Origin of the sequence: Microbispora sp. NPDC049125 (assembly GCF_040802045.1) — a bacterium.
In the GTDB taxonomy this organism is placed as follows: domain Bacteria; phylum Actinomycetota; class Actinomycetes; order Streptosporangiales; family Streptosporangiaceae; genus Microbispora.
In genome coordinates this window covers 76,218-99,767 of the sequence record NZ_JBEZDW010000003.1, presented here as the reverse complement: position 1 = coordinate 99,767, position 23,550 = coordinate 76,218, and the positions used below count along the sequence as shown (strand labels likewise).

The following is a 23,550-nucleotide window of genomic DNA, read 5'->3' as shown; positions in this document are numbered from 1 at the left end:
AACGGCGATCGACAGGACGGACCATCGACTGCGCGTTGCGCTCGCGTCAGGCGGAACGAGCCGATGAGAGCAATGTGCAGTTACTGGCACTGCGGTGATACGAAGTGTCAAGGACCGGCACTCCGTCAGGCAAGCGGTGCGCGCGCAGCCCCGGAACGCCCCTGAAGCGATCGGATCGGGGCAGGCGCCGGCTCGATCACGTGAACCTTCGGGGACGGCACCCCCGGTCCCCTGCACGGCGCCGGGAGGACGAACCGGTGCGGACGGCTCCGGCGCAGGTCACAATCCCTGACCTGCCCGACGCTCCGGTGGGATCTCGGCGGGCGGCGGCCGGCCGGCGAGCTGACGCGCTCCGGCGGCCACGAAACGCGCCTCCGCGGCCGGCAGTCGTACGAGTGAGTGAAAGTTTCTTTCAGCCGGCCCTGCCGGCCGGCGCGGAAACGGAGTCTTCCGATACGTGGAAGTGGGTGATCCAGGACGCGGCGTCCGGCCAGTACGGTGTCGCGACCTGGATGAGCCGCGCCTCGGCGAGTGAGCCGAGAGCCGAATGGATCTCCAGCATGAGCTCCCTGGCGGCCTGGCGGGGCCACGGCGCCGGCAGGAGGTGCTCGGGGAGGTTCGGGTCGATGTCCGGGAACTTCCTCCAGGAATCCATGACAGAGGTGCGGGCCACCAGTGCCCGGGTCGCGTCGATCTCCCCGTTGCGGACGGCCACCCGCAGGTCGGAGTACCGCGCGACGAAAGCCTCGTAGGCCGAGGCGAGGCCGGCCAGGTCGTAGGCCGCCGCCGGGCCGTGCGGGCCGGCCTCCTCCTCGAACCGGGTGTGCATCACCGACCATCGGCCACCGTCGACGTCGTCCAGGATCTCGTGCAGCGCCTTGGTCACCGGACCGGAGTCGGATCCGGGCCGGATCCACACGCTGTCGTACAGCCGCGCGAAACCCAGCGACCCGAGCATCTTGCGGACCGCGTGCCGTGGGCCCTGGCCGGCTTGTGAGATCGCGGACTGTGAGATCGCGGACTGGGGGATGGAGAAGGAGACGGTCACCCAGTCGCCGGTCCACAGCGGCGGGCGGGCGCCGAAGCTCAGGAAGTGATCCATCCGCCGGCGATGCCTGGCGATCGCCTGAGGCGTGAGGTGATACACGGGCGGCCGTCCAGATCCCCGTACGGCGATCAGGCCACGCTTGGTCAGCCGGGACAACGCGGCGCGCGCGCTGGCCTCGGTGATGCCGAACTCCCTGAGCATCGCGACCACGGCCACCGACGGAAGGTCGGCATCCGCGGAGTCGAGGTACTCACCGAGCAAGGTCGCGAGCAGGTGCTGCGGGTTGGGGCCGGCCTGCGCCCGTGGGGCTCCGACATCGTCCGAACGCACATGGACACTCACGTCATCAGCTTGCCTCACGGCGATGCCCTTGCCGAAACGGCTTCGGGCCTGCGGCGCCGCCCTTGAGTTCTCCCCGGCGAACTCAAGGGCCCTGGTCGCCGGCGGCGGTACGGGCGGGCTCGGTCAGACGTCGGTGACCCGGAGACCGGCGTGGGCCTTGTAGCGCCGGTTGATCGAGATCAGGTTGGCGGTGAGCGCCTCGATCTGGTGGGCGTTGCGCAACCGGCCCGCGTAGACGCCCCTCGCCCCGGGGATCCGCGAGGCGAGCGCGCGTACGACGTCGGTCGCCTCGCGGTCGTCCCCGAGCACGAGCACGTCGAGTTCGATCTCCTCGACCGACGGGTCGAGCAGCAGCACCGCCGACACGTGGTGGAACGCCGCGACGACCCGGCTGCCGGGCAGCACCGCCGCCGCCTGCTGGGCGGCGCTCCCCTCCTCGACGGGCAGCGCGTAGGCACCCTGCTTGTCGAAGCCGAGCGGGTTCACGCAGTCCACCACGATCTTGCCGTCGAGCGGCTCGCGCAGCGACTCCAGCAGCGCCCGATGCCCGTCCCAGGGCACCGCGACGATCACGACGTCGGCCTCGGCCGCCACCGCGGCGTTGTCGGTGCCGCGGACGTCGCCGATGCTCTCAGCCGCCTCCCGGGCCCGCTCCGCGCTGCGTGAACCGATCAGCACCTGGTGGCCGGCCAGCGAGAAGCGCCGGGCGAGGCCCTTGCCCTGGTCTCCGGTCCCGCCAAGGATCCCGATGGACAGCCCGGCGACGTCGGGCAGGTCCGTGATGTGCTCAGCCATGGGACAGATCATGCCAGCCGGCGCCCGGGGGCGGCCGCGCGGGGCGACCCCGGGCCCGGGTCAGCAGTTCGGGATCGCCGGCAGACCGAGGACCCGGCTCGCCAGCCAGGCGACCGCGAGCGGGCCGCCCTCGACCGCGCCGAGCACGTGGCTCCCCGCGGGCACCCCGGTCCACAGCACCTTCACGCCCCGCGCGCAGTACGCGTCGCGCAGCGTGCGGCCCACGCCGTACGGGATGATCTCGTCGCCCGTGGCGTGGTAGAGGAAGAGGGGCACGCGCGGCGCCGAGCCTCCGAGCCGGTTCTCCTCCAGGCGCGCCTGCCAGTCGGGCCGGTGCATGACGTCGGCCGTGGTGAAGTCCGACAGGCGGTGGCCGGCGAAGCGGGCGCGCAGATCGGCCACGCAGTCGCCGCGCGCGGCGTCGAACAGCGCGGCGCCCTCCGGGGTGAGGTAGCTCTCCAGGCTCAGCTCCGGATAGGCGGCGTCGAGGCCGATCCCGGCCGCCGCCGCGAGCCCGAAGTCACCGGTGCCCTCCAGGTTGTCGGCGACGGCCTGCAGGTCCGCCGGGACGCCTCCCGCCGCCACGCCCCTGAGCCGCAGCTCGGGGGCGTACGACGGCTGGAGCTGGGCCGCCCACGCCGCCGACGAGCCGCCCTGCGAGTAGCCCATCACGACGACGGGGGCGTCCGGCGACAGCCCGGCGCCGGGCACGCGCGCGGCCGCCCGGACGGAGTCGAGCACGGCGTGGCCCTGGGAGATGCCCGCCATGTACGTATGGTCGCCGGGCGTGCCGAGGCCCTCGTAGTCGGTGACGGCGACCGCCCAGCCCTTGAGCAGCATCAGGCTGACCAGGGCGAGCTCGGCCTCGGTGCCCTGCGCCATGGAGGCGGAGGGGGCGCACCGGTCGCCCAGGCCGTGGGTGCCCACCGCGTAGCCCGCGATCGGCCGCCGTCCGAGCGGGTAGGAGGTCTTCGGGACGAGCAGCGTGCCCGACACGACGTCGGGCTCGCCGGTGGCCGAGGTGGACCGGTAGCGCAGGTGCCAGGCGTTCACCGGGACCTCGAGCAACTTGCCCGGGACGAGGTAGACCGTGGTCGGCCCGGCCTCGACGACGTCGCCGGCGGAGGTCGCCTGGGCGGTGCCGCCCAGCGCGGGCAGCAGCAGGAGCGCTCCGATCATCGACATGGTGGCGCGAACGCGCAGGTTCATGGAGCCGCCTTCCGGCTATTGGATCACTTTCCAACGTCGGCGCTGTGGGCTGATCGTTACCTCGCGGTGACGTTGTGTCAAGAACCGAATCGGCGGGACTTCACCCCCGCGTGTCAGGCACCATGGCGGCATGGACGCCGAATCGGTGAGCCTGCTCCGCGAGGTGCTCGCCTCGACGGGCTGGCTGGAGCGCACCCGTGAGCTCGGCCTGGCCCTGCGCGCCACCCGCTCGGCGGGCGGCCTCCTCGTGGTCGGCACGCCCGAAGACGAGCCGTGGCACGTGACCGCCCACCTGGCCGACGAGGCGCGGCTTTCGGGGCTCGCCCAGCTCTCCCCCACACTGGTGCGCTGGGAGCCGCCCCCGGGCGCGCCTCCCCACCTGAGGATCGGCCTGGAGCGGCTGCGGAGCACAGGCCGCGGCGAGACGCTCTTCGTGGTCGCTGAGGAGCGGGCGCCCGTCCCCCTGCTGGAACGGGTGGACGACGCCCGCCGCACCGGGGCCACCATCCTCGCCATCGACGGCGGCGACCCGGAACTGGAGTCGCTCGCCCACGACGCGATAGCCGTGCCGCGTGAGGGGGCGGTGCTGAGCTTCGACGGCGCGCAGCATCTGGTGAGCAGCGCAGCAGGGCAGGTACGGCGGCCCGGCATGCGGGAGCGGCTCGCCCGGCTCGCCGAGCGCATCACCGGCCCCCGGATCCCCGACTGACAAGGAACCGCCGCTCGGGGCTCGGCAACTCGCCGCTCGGCGGCTCGGGCTCCGCGGCTCGGGCTCCGCGGCTCGGGCTCCGCGGCTCGGGGCTCGGCGGCTCGGGGCTCGGTGGCGGGAACGCTCGGCGGTCCGGCCGGCCTCCTCGGTCCTGGCCGCCGTCAGGCCGGGCCTTGGGACGCGCGTGGGGAGCGGCTGAGCTCGCCGACTCGCTGGGCCACCTCCTCCGCCGCCTCGCGCAGCACCTCGATCACCGCGGCCTGCACGGGATCCGGCTCACCCGACGAGGTGCGGCTCACCCGCGTCAGCGCCTCGATCCTGCGGGAGCCCGCGCCGTGGATGCGGGTGACCGCCACCTCCCCCGGCGGGACGTCGAGCAGGGCCAGCGCCGGCACGATCGCCACTCCGTGCCCGGCCGACACGAGCCCGAGCACCGGCGGGAACTCGGCGATCACGTGCATCCGGCGGGGCGTGAACCCGTGGAGCTGCGCCAGCCGCTCCAGGGCCTGCCCGCACGCCTGGTCGGGGACCCCCGCCACCCACGGCAGGCCGAACAGGTCGTCGACCACCGCCGGGACGTCCGGCCATGAGGGCGGGGCGACGATGCGGTACTCGTCGTCGTAGAGACGGTGCCGCGACATCGACGGCAGGGACGGGGCGGGCTGGCTCATGTCCCGCTCCGTCACCACCAGGTCCACGCCACCGAGGCGGAGCTCCTGCACGGCCGAGGGCCCGAAGAGCTCGTGGATCACAGGGACGATCCGCGGATGCCGTACGGAGAGCTCACGCAGGGCGGGGATGAGCAGGTGCCGGATGACGGTGGGGAACGCGGCGATCGTGACCGGCCCGGACAGTCGCTCGGAGAAGCGGTTGAGCTCGTGCCTCGCCTCGGTGATCTGCTCCTCGATCCGCTCGGCGTACGCCGCGAGCACCCGGCCGGCCGGGGTGAGCGCGACCCTGCGCTGCGAGCGATCGATCAGGGCGAGCCCCACTTCGCGTTCGAGCTGCGCGAGCTGCTGAGACACCGCGGATGGGGTCAGGTGCAGCGCGTCGGCCGCCTTCATGACGCCGCCCCTGCGGGCCACCTCGTGCAGGACGCGCAGCCGCCGGGGATCGATCTCCATGCAGCAGAGCTTACGGGCCGCTTAAGAAACCTTCACTTGCACTTCAGACCTCACTGTCGGGATCATCGGACCATCCACAGCACGGCCCACGGGGGAGCACTCGCATGTCCGCATTCATCACGATCATCGGCACCGTCGGGGCGGCCGCCATGCTGTACGGCTACGCGATGGTGTCGGCCGGGAGGATGTCCGGGAGCGGGCTGCCCTACCAGATCCTCAACTTCGGCGGGGCCGCCACGCTCATGGTGAACAGCGCCCACCACTCGGCGTGGCCGTCCGCCCTCCTCAACCTCGTGTGGAGCGGCGTCGGCCTCGTCACGCTGGGCCGGCTCGTGGCCGCCCGCGCCGCCCGGCGCTCCCGCGCGGACGCGCGGCCCGTGGCGGACCGCGCGACCGAGCCCGAGCCCGCCGCCGTCGCGTAGGGACGGCCGGGGAGGGCCGGCTCCGCGGGCTCCGCGTACAACGGCGCGGCGGGCGGACCGGCGCCGGGTCAGTCGTCCCAGTCCTTGTCCTGCTCGGCCCAGCTCTTGTTCCGCTCGGCCGCCGTCTGGAGGGCGCGCGAGGCGGCCTCCTCGGACTCGTACGGGCCGAGCCTGTCCTTGTTGGGGCAGCCCTTCTCCGGCTCGACCCGCTTGTGCGTCAGACAGAACCACCATTGATCGCTCACGCCTCCAATGGTGCCCCCTGGAAGCGCAACTAGACTTGGTGGCATGACGACGCTGCTCCGCCCCGGGCGAATCTCGCCCACCCGCAAGGTTCCCGCCACCATCGCCCGTCCCGAGTACGTCGGGAAGGCCGAGCCCAAGAAGGGCGACAGCGACGTCCAGACCCCCGAGACCATCGAGAAGATGCGGATCGCCGGCCGGATCGCCGCGCAGGCGCTGGAGGAGGTCGGCAGGCACGTCGCGCCCGGCGTGACGACCGACGAGCTCGACCGGATCGGCCACGAGTTCCTCTGCGACCACGGCGCCTACCCCTCGACGCTCGGCTACCGCGGCTACCCGAAGTCGCTGTGCACCTCGATCAACGAGGTGATCTGCCACGGCATCCCCGACGACACGGTCCTGAACGACGGCGACATCGTGAACGTGGACATCACCGCCTACATCGGCGGCGTGCACGGGGACACCGACGCCACGTACCTCGTCGGCGAGGTGGGCGAGGAGTCGCGGCTGCTGGTGGAGCGCACCAGGGAGGCGACGATGCGCGCCATCAAGGCGGTCGCGCCCGGCCGGCAGCTCAACATCGTCGGCAGGGTCATCGAGGCGTACGCTCGGCGGTTCGGCTACGGCGTGGTCCGCGACTTCACCGGCCACGGCATCGGGGCGTCGTTCCACTCCGGCCTGATCGTGCCCCACTACGACGACCCGTCGCTTTCGGTGACGCTGGTGCCCGGGATGACGTTCACGATCGAGCCGATGCTCACGCTCGGCGGCATCGACTACGAGATCTGGCCGGATCGCTGGACGGCGGTCACCAAGGACCGCAAGCGGACGGCCCAGTTCGAGCACACGATCCTGGTGACGGACAGCGGCAGCGAGATCCTGACCCTCCCCTGAGGTCCCGCGCCGGCCGGGGATTTCAGAGGCGGACGGCCCCGGTGATCGTGGTGCCGCCGCCGGGCACGCTGTTGATCGTCAGCGTGCCGCCGACCTCGGCGAAGTGGGCGCGCATGGCGGCCAGACCCCGGCCGGCGATCCGTCCCTGCCGCTCCTGGGCGAACCCGGCGCCGTCGTCGCTGACCGTCATCCGCAGGCCGCTCGCGCCGACCGTGACCGCGACGGCGACATGGCGGGCGCGGCTGTGCCGCTCCACGTTGGCCAGCGCCTCGACGACGGTGGCGTACACGGCCTTGGCGACGGCGCCCGGCACCTGCGCCGACGGCAGCGCCCAGATCTCGACGGCGATTCCGGACCGATCGGACCAGTCAGAGAGGTAGTCCTGCAGGGCCCTGCTGAGGCCCTCCCCTTCGCGGATGCGAACTTCCTCGGACAACTCGACCCTCCCTGACAGCCATCGTGAGCCTCACCGGGATGGCTCACCACGCTATCGCCCCAAGCTGGGACAAACCCGTCGATTGTCTCCAGGTTTGCCGCCTCTCGTCGTAGTGATGCCCATTTCTCCTGGTCGCACGCCAACAAGGCGTCCGGGAAGCCGGATGGAAGCGTCATGGACGGCCCCTGGTCGGCTCGTGGAGGTACCGGCGAGGAGGCGGGGCTAGTCGGCGGCGTCCCTCTTGCTGAGCTTCCCGAGGTAGTCGTTGTAGGCGTCGAGCGCGGCGTCGCCGGTGCCGCCGTGACGGGCGGCGGCGGCGTCGGCCCTCCGGTCGGCGTGGCGGGCCGTGCGGTTGTCGTCGCGCCACCACTGCATGGCCAGCGCCAGCAGCACGATGAGCGTGGGGATCTCGCCGAAGGCCCAGGCGATGCCGCCGCCGGTCTGCTGGTCGGACAGCGCCGAGACGCCCCAGGTGCGGCCGAGCTGGTCGTACCAGTTGGCGGCGATCACCGTGCCCATGCTCATCAGGGCGAGCCCGAAGAAGGCGTGGAACGGCATGGTGACCAGGAGCAGGACGAGCCGCGCGACGTGGGGAAGCCTGTGCGGCGCCGGATCCACCCCGATGATCACCCAGAAGAACAGGGTGCCGCTGAGCAGGAAGTGCAGCGTCATCGCGATGTGCCCGAGATGCTCCTCCATCGCCGAGGCGAACAGCGGGGTGAAGTACAGCGCGTACGTCGAGGTGATGAAGATCGCGGTCGCGATCGCCGGATGGGTGACGAACGCGGCGACCCGGCTGTGCAGGATCACCATGAGCCACTCGCGCGGGCCCCGGTCGCCGCGCCGCGCCGCGGGCCGGAGCGCCCGCAGGGCGAGCGTGACCGGGGCGCCCAGCACCAGGAAGATCGGCACCAGCATGGCCAGGACCATGTGCTCGGTCATGTGCACGCTGAACAGCACGGGCGCGTAGCGGGCGACGCCGCTCTGGGTCGCGAGGACCAGCAGGACGACGCCGATGTACCAGACGGCCGTGCGTCCCCACGGCCACCGGTCCCCGCGGCGGCTGAGCCGGACGAGCCCGGCGCCGTACAGGCCCGCCAGCACCGCGGCGAGCACGGCGAAGAACAGGTCGAACCACCACAGAGTCAGCAGATTGACGAGTGAGATCGGCGGGGGCACCGGGTAGCCGAGGAGCTCGAAGGCACGGTCGGGCGGCGCGTAGGCGGCGGGCGGCGGCGCGGTGCGGGACAGCGCGACGGCCAGCCCCACGGTGGCGCCCATGACCAGGATCTCGCCGAGGGCGAGGCGCAGGAAGGCGTGGGGCTCCCCTGACGCGAGCTTCGGCAGCGTGTGGCCGCGGTGCCGCCGTCCGAGCAGCCCGAGGACGACGAAGGCCGCCGTCTTGGCCAGCAGGATCAGGCCGTACGCCGAGGTGAACAGCGCTTCGACGGAGGTGACCCTGGCGAGCGCGCTGGCCACGCCCGAGACCCCGACCCCGATGAAGCACCACAGGGCCATCTGGGAGAACCTGGCCGCCGCCACGTCGAGCCGGTCCTGCCCGCGCAGCGCGTGGACGCACAGCGCGGCGAGCCCTCCCACCCAGGGCGCCAGGAAGAGCAGGTGGAAGGCGACGGAGGTGGTGGCGAGACCGTGGTTGGGCGCGGAGGACGAGTGGCCGGTCAGGGCGGGCGGCAGAAGCGTCACCAGGGCGAAGACCAGCAGCCCCGCCGCGGCGCCGGCGGTGATCGCCCCCCTGGCGAACAGGGCGATGGCGACGGCGAACAGCACGACGAGCGTGAGCCCGATGCCTTGCGGGACCTGGCCGGCGAAGCTGGTCAGCTGGTTGCCGTCGAGGATGACGGAGACAGGCTCGCCGAGGGTCTCCGACAGGCTGAACACCAGCGCGGCGGCGGAGGCGACCGCCCAGATCAGCGCCGTCCACGAGGCCGCCTTGACGTAGCCCTGCGCGCTGGGGCCGAGCAGGCCCTTGTCCGCCGGCAGGAAGAACGCCGCCAGGGCGAGCAGCCCCACGGTCAGCAGGCCCGACGCGTCCATGGCCAGCTTCGAGACCGGGAGCATCCACCGGGTCAGCATGCCCTCGTCGGGCAGGCCGGGGATGATGCGCGGAGTCACCGCGCCGCCGGCGACCATCGTGATCACCATCGCGCCGGCCGCCGCGCACAGGACGGCGGCCACCAGGCGTGCGGCCTTGCTCACGGCTTCTTCCGCAGGCTGAGGAACATCCCGATGCCGATGCCGGCGAGGCCGAAGATCACGGCCCAGATCCAGCCGGGAATCCTCGCCGGCTGCTCGTCCTGGGAGGCCTGGGTGTCACCACCGGCGGACGCCTGTGCGCTCTGCGCCGGCGCGGCGCCCTGCGAAGCCCCCGGTGACGCGCCGGAGGAGCCCGCCACGGTGAAGGGGATCTCCCCCTCGACCGGATGCCCGTCCTGGGAGACGACCCTCCAGGCGATCGTGTACCGGCCGGGAGGCACGGAGTCCACGACGGCCTCGGTGACCCGTGGCCCGTCGACCAGGGGGGCGCCGCTCTCGTACCGCTTGCCGTCCTCGCCGCGTACGACCACGACAGGGAACCGCACGGACTCGGCGAACTCCAGGGTCACCTTGCGAAGGCTCTGGACCTGGGCGTACTTCTGTGGATCGCTGCTCTTGAGCGAGGTGTGCGCCTGCACCGGAAGGGGCGAGGCAACGCTCAGCAGGAACGTCACGACCACCGCGACGACGGCGGCGAGGGAGGTCTTCTTCATGGCCCCCTCAGGCTATCGACGCGACGGCCCGGTCCGTACCCCCGCCCGGCGAACCTGTGGACGGCCGCCTTCCGGACCGATGAGCCCGTGAGTCAGAGGCCGACGCAGGCGAGAGCCTGGTGGTACGCGGCAGTGCTGGCCTCGTGCCCGCCCAATCTGCCCAGTACCTCGGCGGCGGTCTGCCAGATCTCCGCCGTGGCTTGGGTGGAGGGAAGTAGTTCCAGCGACCGCGTGGCCTCGCCGAGCGCGGCGAGTGCCTCCTCGTCTCTGCGCAGCAGCCAGTACGCCTGGCCGAGCACCAGGTGAGCGTCCGCGATCACTGTCCTGTTGGTCCCGGCGATGGCGATCTCCCGAGCCATCAGCGCGTGTTCCAACGCCTCAGCAGGGTGATCGAGGAGAAGCTCGGCACGCGCGATGGTCAAATGGCAGCGCGCGATGGCCGAGGTTCCGGCGGACGACTCCTTCAGCTCCCGCAACGCACGTACCGCCAGATTCCTGGCGGTGTCCACCTCGCCCGGAGCAACGCGCAGCAGGAGCTTGGCGTGGGCGGAGCGAAGGCGGGCCAGATTTCGCGGCTCACCGTTCTCCGAGTGAAGGGCCAATGCCCGCTCCAGCAGTGACGTCGCCTCCTCATCGAAGCCGACCTCGTGTGCGGCTACCGCCGCGTTCCAGGAAGCGGCGACGATGGACCGAGGGGTGCCAAGCGCATCGGCGGCCGCCAGCAGTTCCTTGGAGAACTGTCGCGCGCAGAGGAAGTCGGCGCGCACGATGTAGACGGACAGAAGCGTTGAGCCGAGCTCTACCAGGTCGTCGTCCCAGGCCGGCGAGGAAGATGCGATCCCAAGGGCCTCCTCGCCGACCTTCACCGCAGTCTGCAAGTCACCGTATTCGCGGTAACAACGGCACAGCGCGATGGCTATGGCCACGCGGCGGGCCGCGGTACGCCCTTCCGTGCTCTGCTCGTACAGCACCTTCAGAACCGCGATCGCCTCCAGCAGGTCACCACAGGCCTCGGCCGCCAGGGCGTACCCGTACTGCGCGTCCTCTCGCATGGACGCGAGACCGGCCAGGTTGCTGTCCTCGAGGAGCTCGGCGTAGCGGCGCCGCGCTTCGGCGATGTCACCGTTGTCCAGAGCCATGCGAGCGAACCCCAGGCCCAGCTCCAGCTCCTCCATCTGCTCGGCGGTGACGCCGTTCATGAGGTAGGTGAGTGAGCAGTCAAGCTTCTGGGCCAACAGCTCCAGAACCGCGGGGGTCGGGGTGCGTTTCCCGCTCTCGATGAGGGAAACATAGCTATCAGAAAGCTCGGGATGGGCGAGTTGGGCCTGAGAAAAGCCGCGCTGCCTGCGAATCATCTTGATCCGCTCTCCGACCAAACCTTGACTGACCATACGCACCCCTACACACAATGTAAGCCCGACTACCAAGCTCAACGAAAGAGGCTTTCATGCGCCGCCTCGTGATGCTCACCCTGACTGCCTTCGTGTCAGTCTCCATCGTCGCTGTCAGCAATGCTACGGCCGCGAACGCCTCCGCGTCAGCACCCACGCTGTCCCGCATGGCATCCATGGAACTCTGCTGCTGACCCGTTACATGGTCCGGCGCACCCGGGAGGGTCGCAGATGGCGATCCGAGACCAGGCTGTGACATGACTGCGACATGATCGATAGATCCACGACACACGGGCTGGAGCGCATCACACGGCACCAGTGACACCCTGCCGAGCGCCTGGGTGACGCGTCCTCCCCGCCAGCCACAGAGCAGCACGACTCGAAGTCGGTGTGTATCTGCGGCCGACGACTCGGCGTCTCACCCAGGAGGCTCTCCATGGCCCGCATTCCGGTCCCTGGAGCCTTTCCTGTATAGCTCGTCACCCCGCATCGAATGGACCTGCCTTCACCCTCTCGCCCGCGCCAGGAATAGGCCCTCGATAACGGGCCAGTCGGGCAGATAATTATGATCATCGCGGATTCGACCAGGCGTCAGGCGGACATGATTTCCTTTGGAATTCCATCAAAGGAAAGCGCTGGCCAGAAAAGGCACCTGATTGTCCGTTCAACTGGACTTCCGGCACTATCACGCGGTCGGCTTGGGCGGGCATGGTTCCCACCGCCATCAAGAGCCGAGATCACCAAGCGGGCGCCGCCCCCTTGGTTGCCACGCGGACAGCGCACTTAACGCCTCAGAGCGCCCACGGGTCCCCGCCGAGGACTACGGAGAGCCATCCGCCACACAGGAGTAATCGGGGCGAGGAGACCACGGTTGCGGTCGCTCCGCGTCGGGGTTGATCACCTGTTGCGCCGAGAGGAAGTCGCTGGGCGGCATCTAGACGGAATGTAGACGGATAGTGGCATATTGGATCTCACGACATGACTCTCCTGTGGCGATGCAATGGCTTTTCAAGCCCCAGGAGAGCTCGGTTGCGAAGAGCCGACCAGTGTCGCGACGGCGACTGGACGCTAGGTCAAGGTGCTGGCCACACATCACCGGAGCGCCTCGAATCATCTAGCCGTATTCATGTGGAGTTTGATAGACGTATGGATATCGCGGGCAAACGCGCAATGTTCCAGCACTCCTCCTTCCGCCTGCGGGTGCTGAGCCCTCTCGCGGACAGCTGACACGTGGACGCGACGCGGCCGTCAGAGCAGCTCTCGACCGAGAGCGCGGTGACGGCGGATGACAGTGCAGGCTTCCGGCCCGCGCTTTTGCGCCTCCGGCTGCTGGGTCCGGTGGCGGCATGGCGTGAGGGCCAGGGCGTCCCACTGGGGCCGCCGTTGCAACGCGCGACCCTGTGTCTGCTCGCCTCTCAGCCGGGACAAGTGGTCACCAAGGCGAAGCTGATCGGCGGCCTGTGGGACGGGCCCCCTCCCAAGACCGCCGCCCAGAGCATCTACACCTACATCGCCGGCCTGCGGCGCGTGCTGGAACCCGGAAAGGGACCGCGCGGCCCTTTCTCAGCGCTGCTGAACAGGTCCATGGGCTACGTGCTGCTGCGCGAGTCGTTGCGGATCGACGCGGAGGACTTCCAGCGCGGTCTCCAGGACGCGCGACGGCTCAGGGCGGCCGACGACTACGAGGGGTCGCTCAAGGCGTTCGACGCGGCGTGGGAATTATGGTCGGGTCCCGCCCTGTGCGGAGTCCCCGGCCCGTTCGCCGACGCGGAGCGTATCCGGTTGGAGGAACTGCGCCTGGCGGCCGGCGAGGACCGTGCCGACGTGCTGCTCCACCTGGGGCGCCACCAGGAGGCGGCGGAGGGCCTCACCGACCTCGTGAGCAACGCTCCAGTCCGCGAGCGGGCGCGGGAACTCCTCATGATCGCCCTCTACCGGTGCGGCAGGCAGGCGGAGGCGTTGAACTCCTACGTGGAGATCCGGACTCTGCTGGCCGACCAGCTGGGCGTGGACCCCGGCGAACGGCTGCGAACCTGCCACGAGCTCATCTTGCGCAACGACCCCCGCATCGACCCGCCGGGATCGGGTGAGATCCATCTGTCCGGCCCCTCGACAGCCTCCTCACCGGAGAAAGACCCTCACACACCGCGCCAGCTTCCCCGAGACATAGGGCTGTTCGTGGGGCGGACGGAGGAGCTCAGACGCCTCCGGTCGCTGCTCGCCCCGGGCAACGGAGACCCTTCCCAGGCGGTCGTCGCCATCACGGGGACCGCCGGGGCCGGCAAGTCGGCGCTGGCGATCCACGCCGCCCACGCCGTCCGCGACGCCTTCCCGGACGGGCAGGTGTACGCCAACCTCCTCGGAGCGACCCCTGGGGTCGAGCAACTAGGGCCGCTCGATGTGCTCGGCAGACTCCTGCGCGCCTTGGGGACGCGCCCCGAGGCCGTCCCCTCCGAGCCGGACGAAGCGGCGACAATGCTCAGGGACCGGCTGCAGAAGCGCCGGGTGCTGATCGTGCTCGACGACGCCTCCGGCCCCGATCAGGTCCGCCCGCTGTTGCGGATGCCGTTGGGGACCGCCGTCCTGATCACGAGCAGGGAGTCGTTCTCCATCGCGGACGACTGCGTGCCTTTGCGTCTGGCCACCATGCCGCCAGACGAGGCTCTCGCCATGCTGAGCGCGCTGCTGGGCGCCTCGCGCGTCGCGATCGACTCCTCCGACGCCGCCGAGCTGGTGCGTGTGTGCGGTGGACTGCCCCTGGCTCTGCGCCTGGCCGCGGCCCGGCTGACGGACCGGCCGCACGCGCCCCTGGGGGACCTTGTCCGGCGGCTCCGCGACCGGCGGCGGATCCTCCACGAGCTGGAGGCCGGCGAGATCACGATTCGCGCGAGCCTCGAACTGAGCTACGACCTGCTGTCACGGAGCCCTCGCCCCATCGACCAGGCGGCCGCGCGGGCCCTGTGCCACCTTGGCGTCCTCCACATCCCCAGCATCGCCCCCGACATCCTCGCCGCCCTACTCGACGCCTCCTCCGCCGAAGCAGAACGGTGTGTCGACCGTCTCGTCCGCGCCCACCTGGCCGAGACGGACGAGCACGGCCGGGTGCTCCTGCACGACCTGGTCCGCCTCTTCGCGATGGAGATGGCGGAGCGGCACTTGAACGATGGCACGCGGCGGGACGCGCTGGAGCGGGCGCTCGGCCTCTACGGAGTGACCGCCCGCCTCGCCATGAAGCTGATGGATCCGCAGCGCGTGCATCCTGCCTACACCTTCGCTGAGCGGGAGCCCGTCCCCCTCGCCGGGCTGCAGGACGCTCATGCCTGGCTGGGGAGAGAGAGCGCGAACATCCTTGCCGCCGCCGCGCAGGCGATGTCGTCTCCGGACCACTCAGTCGCCCGTACCGGCGCGCATCTCGCCTTCTCGTGCCACTGGCCTCTGGCCTACACGGGCCACCGCAACGACGTCCGGGTCATGCACCAGCAAGCCCTGCGGGTGGGGGAACGGACAGGCGATCAGAACGTGCTCGCTCTGGCACACGGCTACCTCGGCACCAGCCTGCACTTCATGGGACGTGAGGAAGAGGCGCTCGCACATCTCCGGACAGAACTGGCGCTGCAGCGCTCCCAGCGTGACCGGTTCGCGGAGATGAAGGCGCTCGGCAACATGTCCGTCACCTATTCGCTCATGGAGCGGTACGAAGAAGCCCTCTCCTGCTCCCAGGCCCAGCAGGAGATCGCCAGGGAGATCGGGTCCGAGGTGGGGGCCCGGCACTCCCTGCTCGGCATCGGCTGGGCGCAGTTCGGCCTGGGCGACCTGCCGGCGTCCATGGCCGCGGCGTGTGACCTGCACACACTGGCGCGGGAGGCGGGCGACCGCATGCACGAGGCAGAGGCGCTGTGCAGCATGGCGCGCGTCCGGTTCGAGGAGGACGCCCCGGGACCGGCCTGTGATCTGTTCGAGCAGGCTCTCCTGCTCAGCCGTGAGGTGGGATATCGCGACGCGGTGCCGAGGATCCTCACCCACCTCGGCCGGAGCAGGCGGCTGCTCGGCCACATAGAGGTGGCACTGGCCTGTTTTCGCGAGGCGCTGACAGTGGGACGCGAGCTCGGTGACGAGAGCTGGGAGGCGGCGGCGGCCAAGGAGCTCGCGCTGCTCGACGGCTCGGATCACCTCGACTCAGCCGGCCCGAAGGGCGAGGAACAGGTCGACGCGATCGGACACCGATGACAGGTCCTCGACCCGCCGGATGCGGTAGCGGACCGTGTTGACGTGGACGTGCAGGCGCTCCGCCTCGCGCGACGCCTGCTGCGGCAGCCCGCGCGCGCCCTGGCGTACGCTCAGGAGGCGATGACGATCGCGCGCGAAGCGGGGAACGAACGGTGGACCGGCGCCGCGTCCGAGGCGCCGTTCATCATCCAGATCGCCTTCCCCGGTCCTCTCGCTCCGTCATCGCAGCCTGCCGGCGGCGCACAGCTGATCTGACGGCAGGTCGTCACCAGAGCCGGCATGCGTATCGACATCGTGCACCCCCAGTTGTCACCGGAGGCCAGAAGCCGCATGGACACGGCAGGCGATCCCCCCGAATTCCCATCCGCCGTCGTACGCCTCCGGCTGCTGGGCCCGGTCGCGGCATGGCGCAAGGGGCGGGAGATCGACCTCGGCCCGCCGTTGCAACGTGCGGCGCTTTGTCTGCTCGCCGCCGAGCCGGGGCAGGTCGTGAGCAAGGAACAGCTCATCGGCGGGCTGTGGGGCGGCGGCGCCCCGGACACGGCGGGACAGAGCATCTACACCTACGTCGGCGGGCTGAGGCGAGCGCTGGAACCGGGCCGCGGACGGCGCGGGCCCTACGCCCTGCTGGTCAGCGCGGCCGGGGGATACCTGCTGCGGCGCGACGAGGTCCACGTCGACGCCGAGGAGTTCGAACGGCGTTTGATCCAGGCTCGACGCCACCGCGAAAAGGGCGACGGTCCAGGTGCGTTGCGCGCGTTCGACAAGGCGCTGGAGCTGTGGGCCGGCCCGGCGCTGTGCGGCATCCCCGGGCCGTTCGCCGAGACCGAACGCGCCCGGCTGGAGGGGTCGCGCGTAACGGCCGGCGAGGAGCGCGCCGACCTCCTGCTGGAGCTTGGGCAGCATCAAAAGGCCGTCGAGGACCTCAAGCATCTCGTCGGCAAGGACCCGCTGCGGGAGCGGGCCTGGGAACTGCTGATGCTCGCCCTGTACCGGTGCGGCAGGCAGGCGGAGGCGCTGAACGTCTTTGTGGAGATCCGGGACCTACTGGCCGAGCGGCTCGGCGTAGACCCCGGCGAGGGCCTGCGAACCTGTCACGAGCTCATCTTGCGCAACGACCCCCGCCTCGATCCGCCTGCCTCGGGTGAGATCCGCCTCCCCGGACCCGAGGCGGCCCACTCGCGGGAAGGGACTCCCCATACGCCACGCCAACTCCCCCGGGACCTCGGGGTCTTCGTGGGGCGGACGGCGGAGCTGAGACGCCTCCGGTCGCTGCTCGCCCCGGGCAACGGAGACCCTTCCCAGGCGGTCGTCGCCATCACGGGAACCGCCGGGGCCGGCAAGTCCGCGCTGGCGATCCATGCCGCCCACGCCGTCCGCGATGCCTTCCGGGACGGGCAGGTGTACGTGAATCTGCTCGGGGCGACCCCAGGCGTCGAACAGCTGAAGCCGGTCGACATGCTGGGCAGGCTGCTGCGCGGCATGGGAGTGCGACCCGAAGCGGTCCCGACCGAGCCGGAAGAGGCGGCGTCGATGCTCAGGGACCGGCTCCAGGGACTCCGCGTGCTCATCGTGCTCGACGACGCCTCCGGCCCCCACCAGGTCCGCCCCCTGCTGCGGATGCCGCCGGGCACCGCCGTCCTGATCACCAGCCGCGAGTCGTTCGCGATCGCCGACGACTGCGTTTCCCTGCGCTTGGCCACCCTGCCGTCGGCCGAGGCCGTCGGCATGCTCAGCGCGCTGGTCGGCGAGCGGCGTGTCGCGGCCGATCCCTCCGCCGCGGACGAGCTGACAAGCCTGTGCGGCCGCCTGCCCCTGGCTCTACGCCTGGCCGCGGCCCGGCTGATGGACCGGCCCCACGCGGCACTGGGGGACCTGGTCGAGCGGCTCCGCGACCGGCGGCGGATACTTCACGAGCTGGAGACCGGGGATGTCACGGTCCGTGCGAGCCTCGAACTGAGCTACGACCTGCTGTCACGGAGCCCCCGTCCCGTCGACCAGGCGGCCGCGCGGGCCCTGTGCCACCTTGGCGTCCTTCATGTTCCGAGCATCGCCCCCGACGTCCTCGCCGCCCTCCTCGACGCCTCCTCCGCCGAAGCAGAACGGTGTGTCGACCGCCTCGTCCGCGCCCACCTGGCCGAGACGGACGAGCACGGCCGGGTCCTCTTGCACGACCTGGTCCGCCTCTTCGCGATGGAGTTGGCGGAGCGGCACCTGGACGAAGGCACACGGCGGGACGCGCTGGAGCGGGCCGTCGGTCTCTACGGTGAGACCGCCCGCCTCGCCATGAAGCTGCTGGATCACCAGCGTGTGCATCCTCCGTACAGCTTCCGCGTGCGGGAGCCGATCGCCCTCAGCGAGGCATCCGACGCCCTCGCGTGGCTCGAGGCGGAGCGCGCGAACGTCCTCGCCGCCGTGGCGCAGGCGACGGCGTCGCCGCACGAGTCCGTGGCCCGCGCCGGCGCGCACCTCGCCTTCTCGTTGCACTGGCCGCTCACCTATCTGGGGCAGCCCGACGACATTCTGAGCAGCAGCCGGCATGCCCTGAACGCCGGAGAGCGGATGGGCGACCGCGACGTCCTCGCTCTCGCCCACGGATACGTGGCGATCGGGCTGGATCACCTCTGGCGGACCGAGGAGGCGATCCCCCACCTGCGCACCGAGCTCGAGCTCCAACGCGGCCGCGGGGACCGGTTCTCCGAGATGAGGGCCCTCGGCAACCTGGCCGTCGTCTACCTCCTCATGGAGCGGTATGAGGAGGCTCTCGCCTACGCACGGGCCCAGCTGGACATCACGCGGGAGATCGCGTCGGAGGTGGGAGAGCGGCACGCCCTCATGTCCGTGGTCGGCGCGCTCTTGGGCCAGGGGAAGATGACCGCCGCCATGAGGACAGGACGTGAAGCGCATGCCATGGCGCGAAAGGCGGGGGACCTGATGCACGAGTGTGATGCGCTACTCCTGATGGGCCAGGTCCGGCTCAAGGAGGACGACCCCTGGTCGGCGGTCATTCTGTTCGGGAAGGCCCTCGCCCTCGTCCGCGAGAGCAGACATCGTACTACGCTGCCGAAATGTCTCGGCCACCTAGGTGAGGCCCAGCGACGTCTCGGCCGGCTCGACGAGGCCCGGGCCAGCTTCGGGGAGATGCTGGCGCTGGCGCGCGACTCCGGGGACCGCCGCAGGTTGGCGGACGCCGAGAAGGGGCTCGCCGCCCTCGGATCAGAAAGCCCATCAGGCGAGCCGCCGACCGGCCAGGAGAGCCGGGGAAGGGGGGAGTCAGCCGGCGCGGAGGGCGAGGAACAGGTCGACGCGGTCGGACATCGATGACAGGTCCTTGCCGGTGAGCTCCTCGACCCGCCGGATGCGGTAGCGGACCGTGTTGACGTGGACGTGCAGGCGCTCCGCGCAGCCGTTCCAGGATCCGGCGCAGTCGAGGAACGCGCCGAGGGTCCGTACCAGCTCCGCGCCGTGCCGCCGGTCGTAGTCGAACAGCGGCCCGAGCAGCCGCGCGGCGAACGACCCCCGGATGTCGCCGGGCACGGTGGCCAGCAGCAGCGCGTGCGTGTAGATCTCGTCGCTGGTGGCCACTCCCCCGCCGCGCGCCTCGGCCATCCGCCGGGCGTGGCCGGCCTCCTCGACGCCGCCGCGGATGGCCGCCGGGCCGGTCAGGGCGCCGCTCACACCGATGGAGACCCTGGTCCCCGGCAGCCCGGCGGTCAGCGGGGCCGCGCGGTCCCGCAGCCGGGCCGCAAGGTCGCCCGCCTCACCGTCCCCGAGGGGCACCAGCGCCACCGAGCCGTCCGCCCCGGCCGCGGCCACCACCCGCCGGTCCAGCAGTTCCTCCACCACCTGACCGCCGAGCAGCGCCGGGTCCGGCCCCTCCGTCGCGCCCGGCCTGGTGACGGTCGCGGTGACCATCGCGTACGGCTCGGCCGCGTCGACGCCGCAGGTCCGCAGCCGGGCCGCCAGCTCGGCCGGGTCGCCGCCCGAGCAGGCCAGCGCGATGAGCTGCTCGGCCAGCCGCCGCTCCACGCGGCGGCCCTCCTCCGTACGGGCCCGCTGCATGGCCACGCACGACGCGAGCTCGAAGCCGATCTCGGCCTCGATCTCGCCCCGGCACACCAGCGCCCATCCGGCGGCCCTGTGTGAGCGGTCGACGGCGAACAACGTGAACGGCCCGCCGGGCTCCCGCCGGTCCACCAGGGGCAGCCGTACGGCCGACAGGTAGCGGCGGGCCAGCCGTACGGCCTGCTCGCCGGGCAGCTCCCCCGCGATGACCGAGCCGGAGGCGGAGATCACCGCCGCAGTCACCTCCAGCTCCGCCTCGATGAGCCCGAACAACTCGGGGAGCCCGGCGCCCTCTGCCACGGCGGCGACGATCCTGCGGTGGCGGCCGAGCGCGCTACGCAGGTCACCGGCCTGGGCTCCGGCGAGGCGCCTGCCGACGAGGTCGCTGACCGCCCCGAAGGAGACCTCGATGGGCACCTCGAACAGCGGCAGGCCCCGGTCCCGGCAGGCCGAGACGAGGTCGTCCGGGATCATGCCGAGCCTCGCGTCGCCCGCCCCGAGTGCCGCCACGCCCGCGTCGGCGAGGGCGGCCACGAACCGCTCCGAGTCTGCGGGCCCCTGGCGCCACATGAGGCCGGTGAGCACCACCTCGCCGCCCGACAGGTACCGCCGGGGGTCCGGCAGGTCGGTGATGAGGACGCCGCGGATCTCGCGGTCCAGCCGCTCGCCGCCCTCCAGGAGCGCGAGCCGCAGCTCCCCGACGGCGAGCAGATCCCTCAGCAGCACACCGGACAGCGTATTTGGAGATATCTACAAGCGCGGACACCGGCCGCCACCGGGTTTCATACCCCCGCCGATAGGCCCGGCCCGTCCCTGATTGATGTACTTCCCTCAGGCCACCCCGGTGGGAAGGCACGACTGGCGGCGGAGCGGCGGATGAGCACGGAGACCGGCACCCAAACGGGCACACAAACGGGCACGCGGACGGGCACGGAGACGGGTGTCCGGCCGGGGACGGGCGACGGCGTCGGCGACAGCGCGCCACGGCCCGACGGCACGCTGAAGGTGACCGGCGAGTTCGCCTACTCCTCCGACCTGTGGCTGGAGGGCATGCTGTGGGGGGCGACCCTGCGCAGCCCGCACCCCTCCGCGTGGATCCGGTCGGTGGACGTCGGCCCGGCCCTCGCCGTGCCGGGCGTCTTCGCCGTGCTGACCCACGAGGACGTGCCCGGTGAGAAGTTCTACGGCCTGGAGCGCAGGGACCAACCGGTGCTCGCCGTCGACCAGGTCCGCTACCAGGGGGAGCCGGTCGCCTTGGTGGCCGCCGACCATCCGGAGACCGCCCGGCGGGCCGCCGCCGCGATCGTCGTCGACTACGAGGTCCGCGAGGCCGTCGTCGACCCCAGGCGCGCGGCGTTCGACCCGTCGTGCCCGTCCGTCCACCCCGGGGGCAACGTGGTGCGGCACCAGCCGATCCGGGTGGGATCCGCCTTCGAGGCCGAGGTCGTGGTCACCGGCGAGTACGAGGTCGGCATGCAGGACCAGGCCTTCCTGGGCCCCGAGTCGGGCCTCGCCGTGCCGGCCGAGGACGGCGGGGTGGACCTCTACGTCGCCACCCAGTGGCTCCACGTCGACCAGGGCCAGGTCGCGCCGTGCCTCGGCCTGCCCGCCGGCAAGGTGCGGTTGTCGCTCGCCGGCGTCGGCGGCGCCTTCGGCGCCCGCGAGGACCTGTCGATGCAGGTCCACGCCGCGATGCTGGCGCTGCGGACCGGCAGGCCGGTCAAGATGGTGTACGGCCGGGAGGAGTCGTTCTTCGGCCACGTCCACCGGCATCCGGCCCGGATGCGCTACGAGCACGGCGCCACGGCTGGCGGGCGGCTCGTCTACGTCACCGCCGAGTTGCTGCTCGACGGCGGGGCGTACTGCTCGACGACCATGGCCGTGGTCGGCAACGCCGCGTCCCTGGGCGTCGGGCCGTACGAGGTGCCCAACGTCCGGATCGACGCGTACGGCGTGTACACGAACAACCCGCCCTGCGGAGCGATGCGCGGGTTCGGCGCGGTCCAGGCCTGCTACGCGTACGAGTCGCAGATGGACCGGCTGGCGGAGGCGTGCGGCCTTTCCCCCGTCGAGATCCGGATCCGCAACGCCGTCTCCCAGGGGTCGCGGCTGGCGACCGGCCAGGTGATCGACAGTCCGGCGCCCCTCGCGGGGATGCTCGCCGAGCTGGCCGCGATGCCGCTGCCCGGCGACCGGCCGGCCGAGCCGGATCTGCGGGCGCTGCCCGGAGGCGTGGCCCAGGCGACGCGCGGCGAGGGTGTGCGGCGGGGGGTCGGCTACGGCGTCGGCCTCAAGAACATCTGCTTCTCCGAGGGCTTCGACGACTACTCCACGGCCCGCGTGCGGGTCGAGCTGCTCGGCGGGGAGCCCCACGTGCTCGTCCACACCGCGGCGGCCGAGGTCGGCCAGGGCCTGGTGACGGTCCAGGCGCAGATCGCCAGGACCGAGCTGGGCATCGAGCGGGTCACGGTGGCGCCGGCCGACACGTCGGTCGGGTCGGCCGGGTCCTCCTCGGCGTCCCGCCAGTCGTACGTCACGGGCGGCGCGGTGAAGACCGCCTGCGAGGCGGTGCGCGAGCGCCTGGACGGCCTGCGGGCCGCGCATCCTGGGACGCCTGTGGAGGTCCTGCTGGAGCGGTTCGGGCCGGTCGAGGAGACCCGGGAGTTCCGCCACCGGCCGACGTTCCCCCTCGACCCGCTGACGGGCCAGGGCGACTCGCACACCCAGCTCGCGCTGTGCGTCCACCGGGCCGTGGTCGACGTGGACGTCGAGCTGGGCCTGGTGCGGGTCGTGGAGCTCGCCGCCGTCCAGGACGTGGGGAAGGTCCTCAACCCTCTCGCGCTGGAGGGCCAGATCCACGGCGGCACCGCGCAGGGGCTCGGCCTGGCCCTGATGGAGGAGATCCAGGTGAGGGAGGGGCGGGTGCTCAACCCCTCGTTCACCGACTATCTCATCCCCACGATCTTGGACATGCCCCCGATGCGGCTGTCGATCCTGGAGAACCCCGACCCGCACGCGCCGTACGGCCTGCGCGGCGCGGGCGAGCCTCCCACCCTGTCGTCCACCCCGGCCGTTGCGGCGGCGGTGCGCGCCGCGACCGGCCTGGCGCTTCCCCGCGTGCCGATCCGGCCGGAGGACATCGCCCTCACACCTGAACGGGTCTGACCGCCGCCTCAGGCAGAGCCGCCGCGCACGGGCCGGGCCGCCTCAGTCGGCGATGTAGCTGATCGACCTCACCTCGTAGCCCCGGACCTTCGAGCCGCGCAGGTGCATCAGCATCGCGCCGCCCTCGTAGGAGTAGGCGCAGGAGGTGCCCTTGGGCTCGGGGCCGCAGCCCTGGAAGAAGTACGTCACGCCGGCGGGGTCGAACCTCGTGTGGAACAGGGACTTGACGACGGAGGCCGTCGCGACCTCCAGGCCGCGGTAGCGGTCGTGCCGCTTCCAGGCGTCGAACAGGTGCTTGGCCGCTGTGGCGGGCTTGGTGATGTGGCGCGACTCGTAGACCTTCACGACCTTCGGCCCGGACACGATCATCACGATGCCGTCGAGCCCGCCGGGGACGGACACGCTGGTGTGGACGAACCGGCACACGTTCGCGGCGCAGCCGGCGAACTCGTCCGGCGCCCGGTAGGCGTAGGAGAACAGGGTGCCGACGGCGGCCGGCGTGGCCACCTGCGCCGCCGCGTGACGGTCGCCGCGCAACCACGCGCCGAACAGCTGCTTGGCCACCTTGGCGGGCTTGACGGACCGCGCGGCCTGCGCTGTCTGGGCGGACGCCGGGGCCGAGGGGATCAGGAACGCGGCGGCCGCGGCCGTGGCGGCCGTGCCTCGCAACAGTGAGCTGAACACGATCCGGACGGTAACCGCCGCCGCTTGC

Annotated in this window: 18 protein-coding genes and 1 pseudogene; 7 read left to right on the top strand and 12 right to left on the bottom strand. The window is 71.6% G+C overall.

The window, feature by feature from the left end; translation table 11 throughout:
- Nucleotides 1-412 precede the first annotated feature (412 nt).
- The 3 genes from AB0B72_RS04685 to AB0B72_RS04675 form a co-directional block, all read right to left on the bottom strand.
- Nucleotides 413-1,390 carry a PaaX family transcriptional regulator C-terminal domain-containing protein gene (locus tag AB0B72_RS04685; RefSeq protein WP_367736934.1) on the bottom strand — a complete coding sequence of 326 codons (978 nt, stop codon included), beginning with the start codon at nt 1,388-1,390 and terminating at the stop codon, nt 413-415.
- Between the two features lie 123 nt (nt 1,391-1,513).
- A complete protein-coding gene (gene npdG / locus AB0B72_RS04680) occupies nt 1,514-2,185 on the bottom strand; it encodes an NADPH-dependent F420 reductase (RefSeq protein WP_367736933.1) in 672 nt (223 codons plus the stop codon).
- Nucleotides 2,186-2,245: 60 nt separating this feature from the next.
- Nucleotides 2,246-3,394 carry a lipase family protein gene (locus AB0B72_RS04675; protein ID WP_367736932.1) on the bottom strand — a complete coding sequence of 383 codons (1,149 nt, stop codon included), beginning with the start codon at nt 3,392-3,394 and terminating at the stop codon, nt 2,246-2,248.
- A 130-nt stretch (nt 3,395-3,524) separates the two neighbouring features.
- On the opposite strand from AB0B72_RS04675, the gene AB0B72_RS04670 reads away from it, so the two are divergent.
- Nucleotides 3,525-4,103, top strand: a complete 579-nt coding sequence (locus tag AB0B72_RS04670) for a hypothetical protein (protein ID WP_367736931.1) — start codon at nt 3,525-3,527, stop codon at nt 4,101-4,103.
- A gap of 161 nt (nt 4,104-4,264) precedes the next feature.
- Here the strand turns inward: AB0B72_RS04670 and AB0B72_RS04665 are convergent, their stop codons facing one another.
- Nucleotides 4,265-5,227: a LysR family transcriptional regulator gene (locus AB0B72_RS04665; protein ID WP_367736930.1), complete on the bottom strand. Its 963-nt coding sequence runs from the start codon at nt 5,225-5,227 to the stop codon at nt 4,265-4,267.
- Nucleotides 5,228-5,331: 104 nt separating this feature from the next.
- Between AB0B72_RS04665 and AB0B72_RS04660 the strand changes: the two genes are divergently transcribed.
- Nucleotides 5,332-5,649: a hypothetical protein gene (locus AB0B72_RS04660; protein WP_367736929.1), complete on the top strand. Its 318-nt coding sequence runs from the start codon at nt 5,332-5,334 to the stop codon at nt 5,647-5,649.
- Between the two features lie 68 nt (nt 5,650-5,717).
- On the opposite strand, the gene AB0B72_RS04655 is transcribed toward AB0B72_RS04660, so the two are convergent.
- Nucleotides 5,718-5,894: a hypothetical protein gene (locus AB0B72_RS04655; RefSeq protein WP_367736928.1), complete on the bottom strand. Its 177-nt coding sequence runs from the start codon at nt 5,892-5,894 to the stop codon at nt 5,718-5,720.
- A gap of 43 nt (nt 5,895-5,937) precedes the next feature.
- Here AB0B72_RS04655 and map point away from each other — a divergent pair, with 43 nt between their 5' ends.
- Nucleotides 5,938-6,786, top strand: coding sequence for a type I methionyl aminopeptidase (gene map, locus AB0B72_RS04650; RefSeq protein WP_367736927.1), 849 nt, complete (start codon nt 5,938-5,940; stop codon nt 6,784-6,786).
- A 22-nt stretch (nt 6,787-6,808) separates the two neighbouring features.
- On the opposite strand, the gene AB0B72_RS04645 is transcribed toward map, so the two are convergent.
- From AB0B72_RS04645 to AB0B72_RS04630, 4 genes are all read right to left on the bottom strand, one after another.
- Entirely contained in the window at nt 6,809-7,222 is a 414-nt protein-coding gene (locus AB0B72_RS04645) for a sensor histidine kinase (protein ID WP_367736926.1), read from the bottom strand.
- Nucleotides 7,223-7,444: 222 nt separating this feature from the next.
- Nucleotides 7,445-9,439, bottom strand: a complete 1,995-nt coding sequence (locus AB0B72_RS04640; RefSeq protein WP_367736925.1) for a cytochrome c oxidase assembly protein — start codon at nt 9,437-9,439, stop codon at nt 7,445-7,447.
- Nucleotides 9,436-9,990 (bottom strand): copper resistance protein CopC, encoded by a 555-nt coding sequence (locus AB0B72_RS04635; protein ID WP_367736924.1) that lies wholly within the window; start codon nt 9,988-9,990, stop codon nt 9,436-9,438. The genes AB0B72_RS04640 and AB0B72_RS04635 overlap by 4 nt, the downstream gene beginning before the upstream one ends.
- A gap of 92 nt (nt 9,991-10,082) precedes the next feature.
- Nucleotides 10,083-11,381, bottom strand: a complete 1,299-nt coding sequence (locus AB0B72_RS04630; RefSeq protein WP_367736923.1) for a helix-turn-helix domain-containing protein — start codon at nt 11,379-11,381, stop codon at nt 10,083-10,085.
- Between the two features lie 1,230 nt (nt 11,382-12,611).
- Between AB0B72_RS04630 and AB0B72_RS04625 the strand changes: the two genes are divergently transcribed.
- On the top strand, nt 12,612-15,608 hold the full coding sequence (locus tag AB0B72_RS04625) for a BTAD domain-containing putative transcriptional regulator (protein WP_367736922.1): 2,997 nt from the start codon (nt 12,612-12,614) through the stop codon (nt 15,606-15,608).
- Here AB0B72_RS04625 and AB0B72_RS04620 read toward each other — a convergent pair.
- Nucleotides 15,567-15,662 (bottom strand): annotated as a pseudogene (locus tag AB0B72_RS04620) (helix-turn-helix domain-containing protein); the annotation flags it as partial. The gene AB0B72_RS04625 and the pseudogene AB0B72_RS04620 sit on opposite strands and share 42 nt — an antisense overlap.
- Here AB0B72_RS04620 and AB0B72_RS04615 point away from each other — a divergent pair.
- Both AB0B72_RS04615 and AB0B72_RS04610 read left to right on the top strand, forming a co-directional pair.
- A complete protein-coding gene (locus tag AB0B72_RS04615) occupies nt 15,651-15,863 on the top strand; it encodes a hypothetical protein (RefSeq protein ID WP_367736921.1) in 213 nt (70 codons plus the stop codon). The pseudogene AB0B72_RS04620 and the gene AB0B72_RS04615 sit on opposite strands and share 12 nt — an antisense overlap.
- 24 nt (nt 15,864-15,887) lie before the next feature.
- Nucleotides 15,888-18,932 (top strand): BTAD domain-containing putative transcriptional regulator, encoded by a 3,045-nt coding sequence (locus AB0B72_RS04610; protein WP_367736920.1) that lies wholly within the window; start codon nt 15,888-15,890, stop codon nt 18,930-18,932.
- Here the strand turns inward: AB0B72_RS04610 and AB0B72_RS04605 are convergent.
- Complete coding sequence (locus tag AB0B72_RS04605; protein WP_367736919.1) at nt 18,882-20,399, bottom strand: PucR family transcriptional regulator; 1,518 nt, start codon at nt 20,397-20,399, stop codon at nt 18,882-18,884. The two genes, AB0B72_RS04610 and AB0B72_RS04605, sit on opposite strands and share 51 nt — an antisense overlap.
- Nucleotides 20,400-20,549: 150 nt before the next feature.
- Here AB0B72_RS04605 and AB0B72_RS04600 point away from each other — a divergent pair, with 150 nt between their 5' ends.
- On the top strand, nt 20,550-22,838 hold the full coding sequence (locus tag AB0B72_RS04600; RefSeq protein ID WP_367736918.1) for a xanthine dehydrogenase family protein molybdopterin-binding subunit: 2,289 nt from the start codon (nt 20,550-20,552) through the stop codon (nt 22,836-22,838).
- Nucleotides 22,839-22,880: 42 nt separating this feature from the next.
- Here the strand turns inward: AB0B72_RS04600 and AB0B72_RS04595 are convergent, their stop codons facing one another.
- A complete protein-coding gene (locus AB0B72_RS04595; RefSeq protein WP_367736917.1) occupies nt 22,881-23,522 on the bottom strand; it encodes a hypothetical protein in 642 nt (213 codons plus the stop codon).
- Between the last annotated feature and the right edge of the window lie 28 nt (nt 23,523-23,550).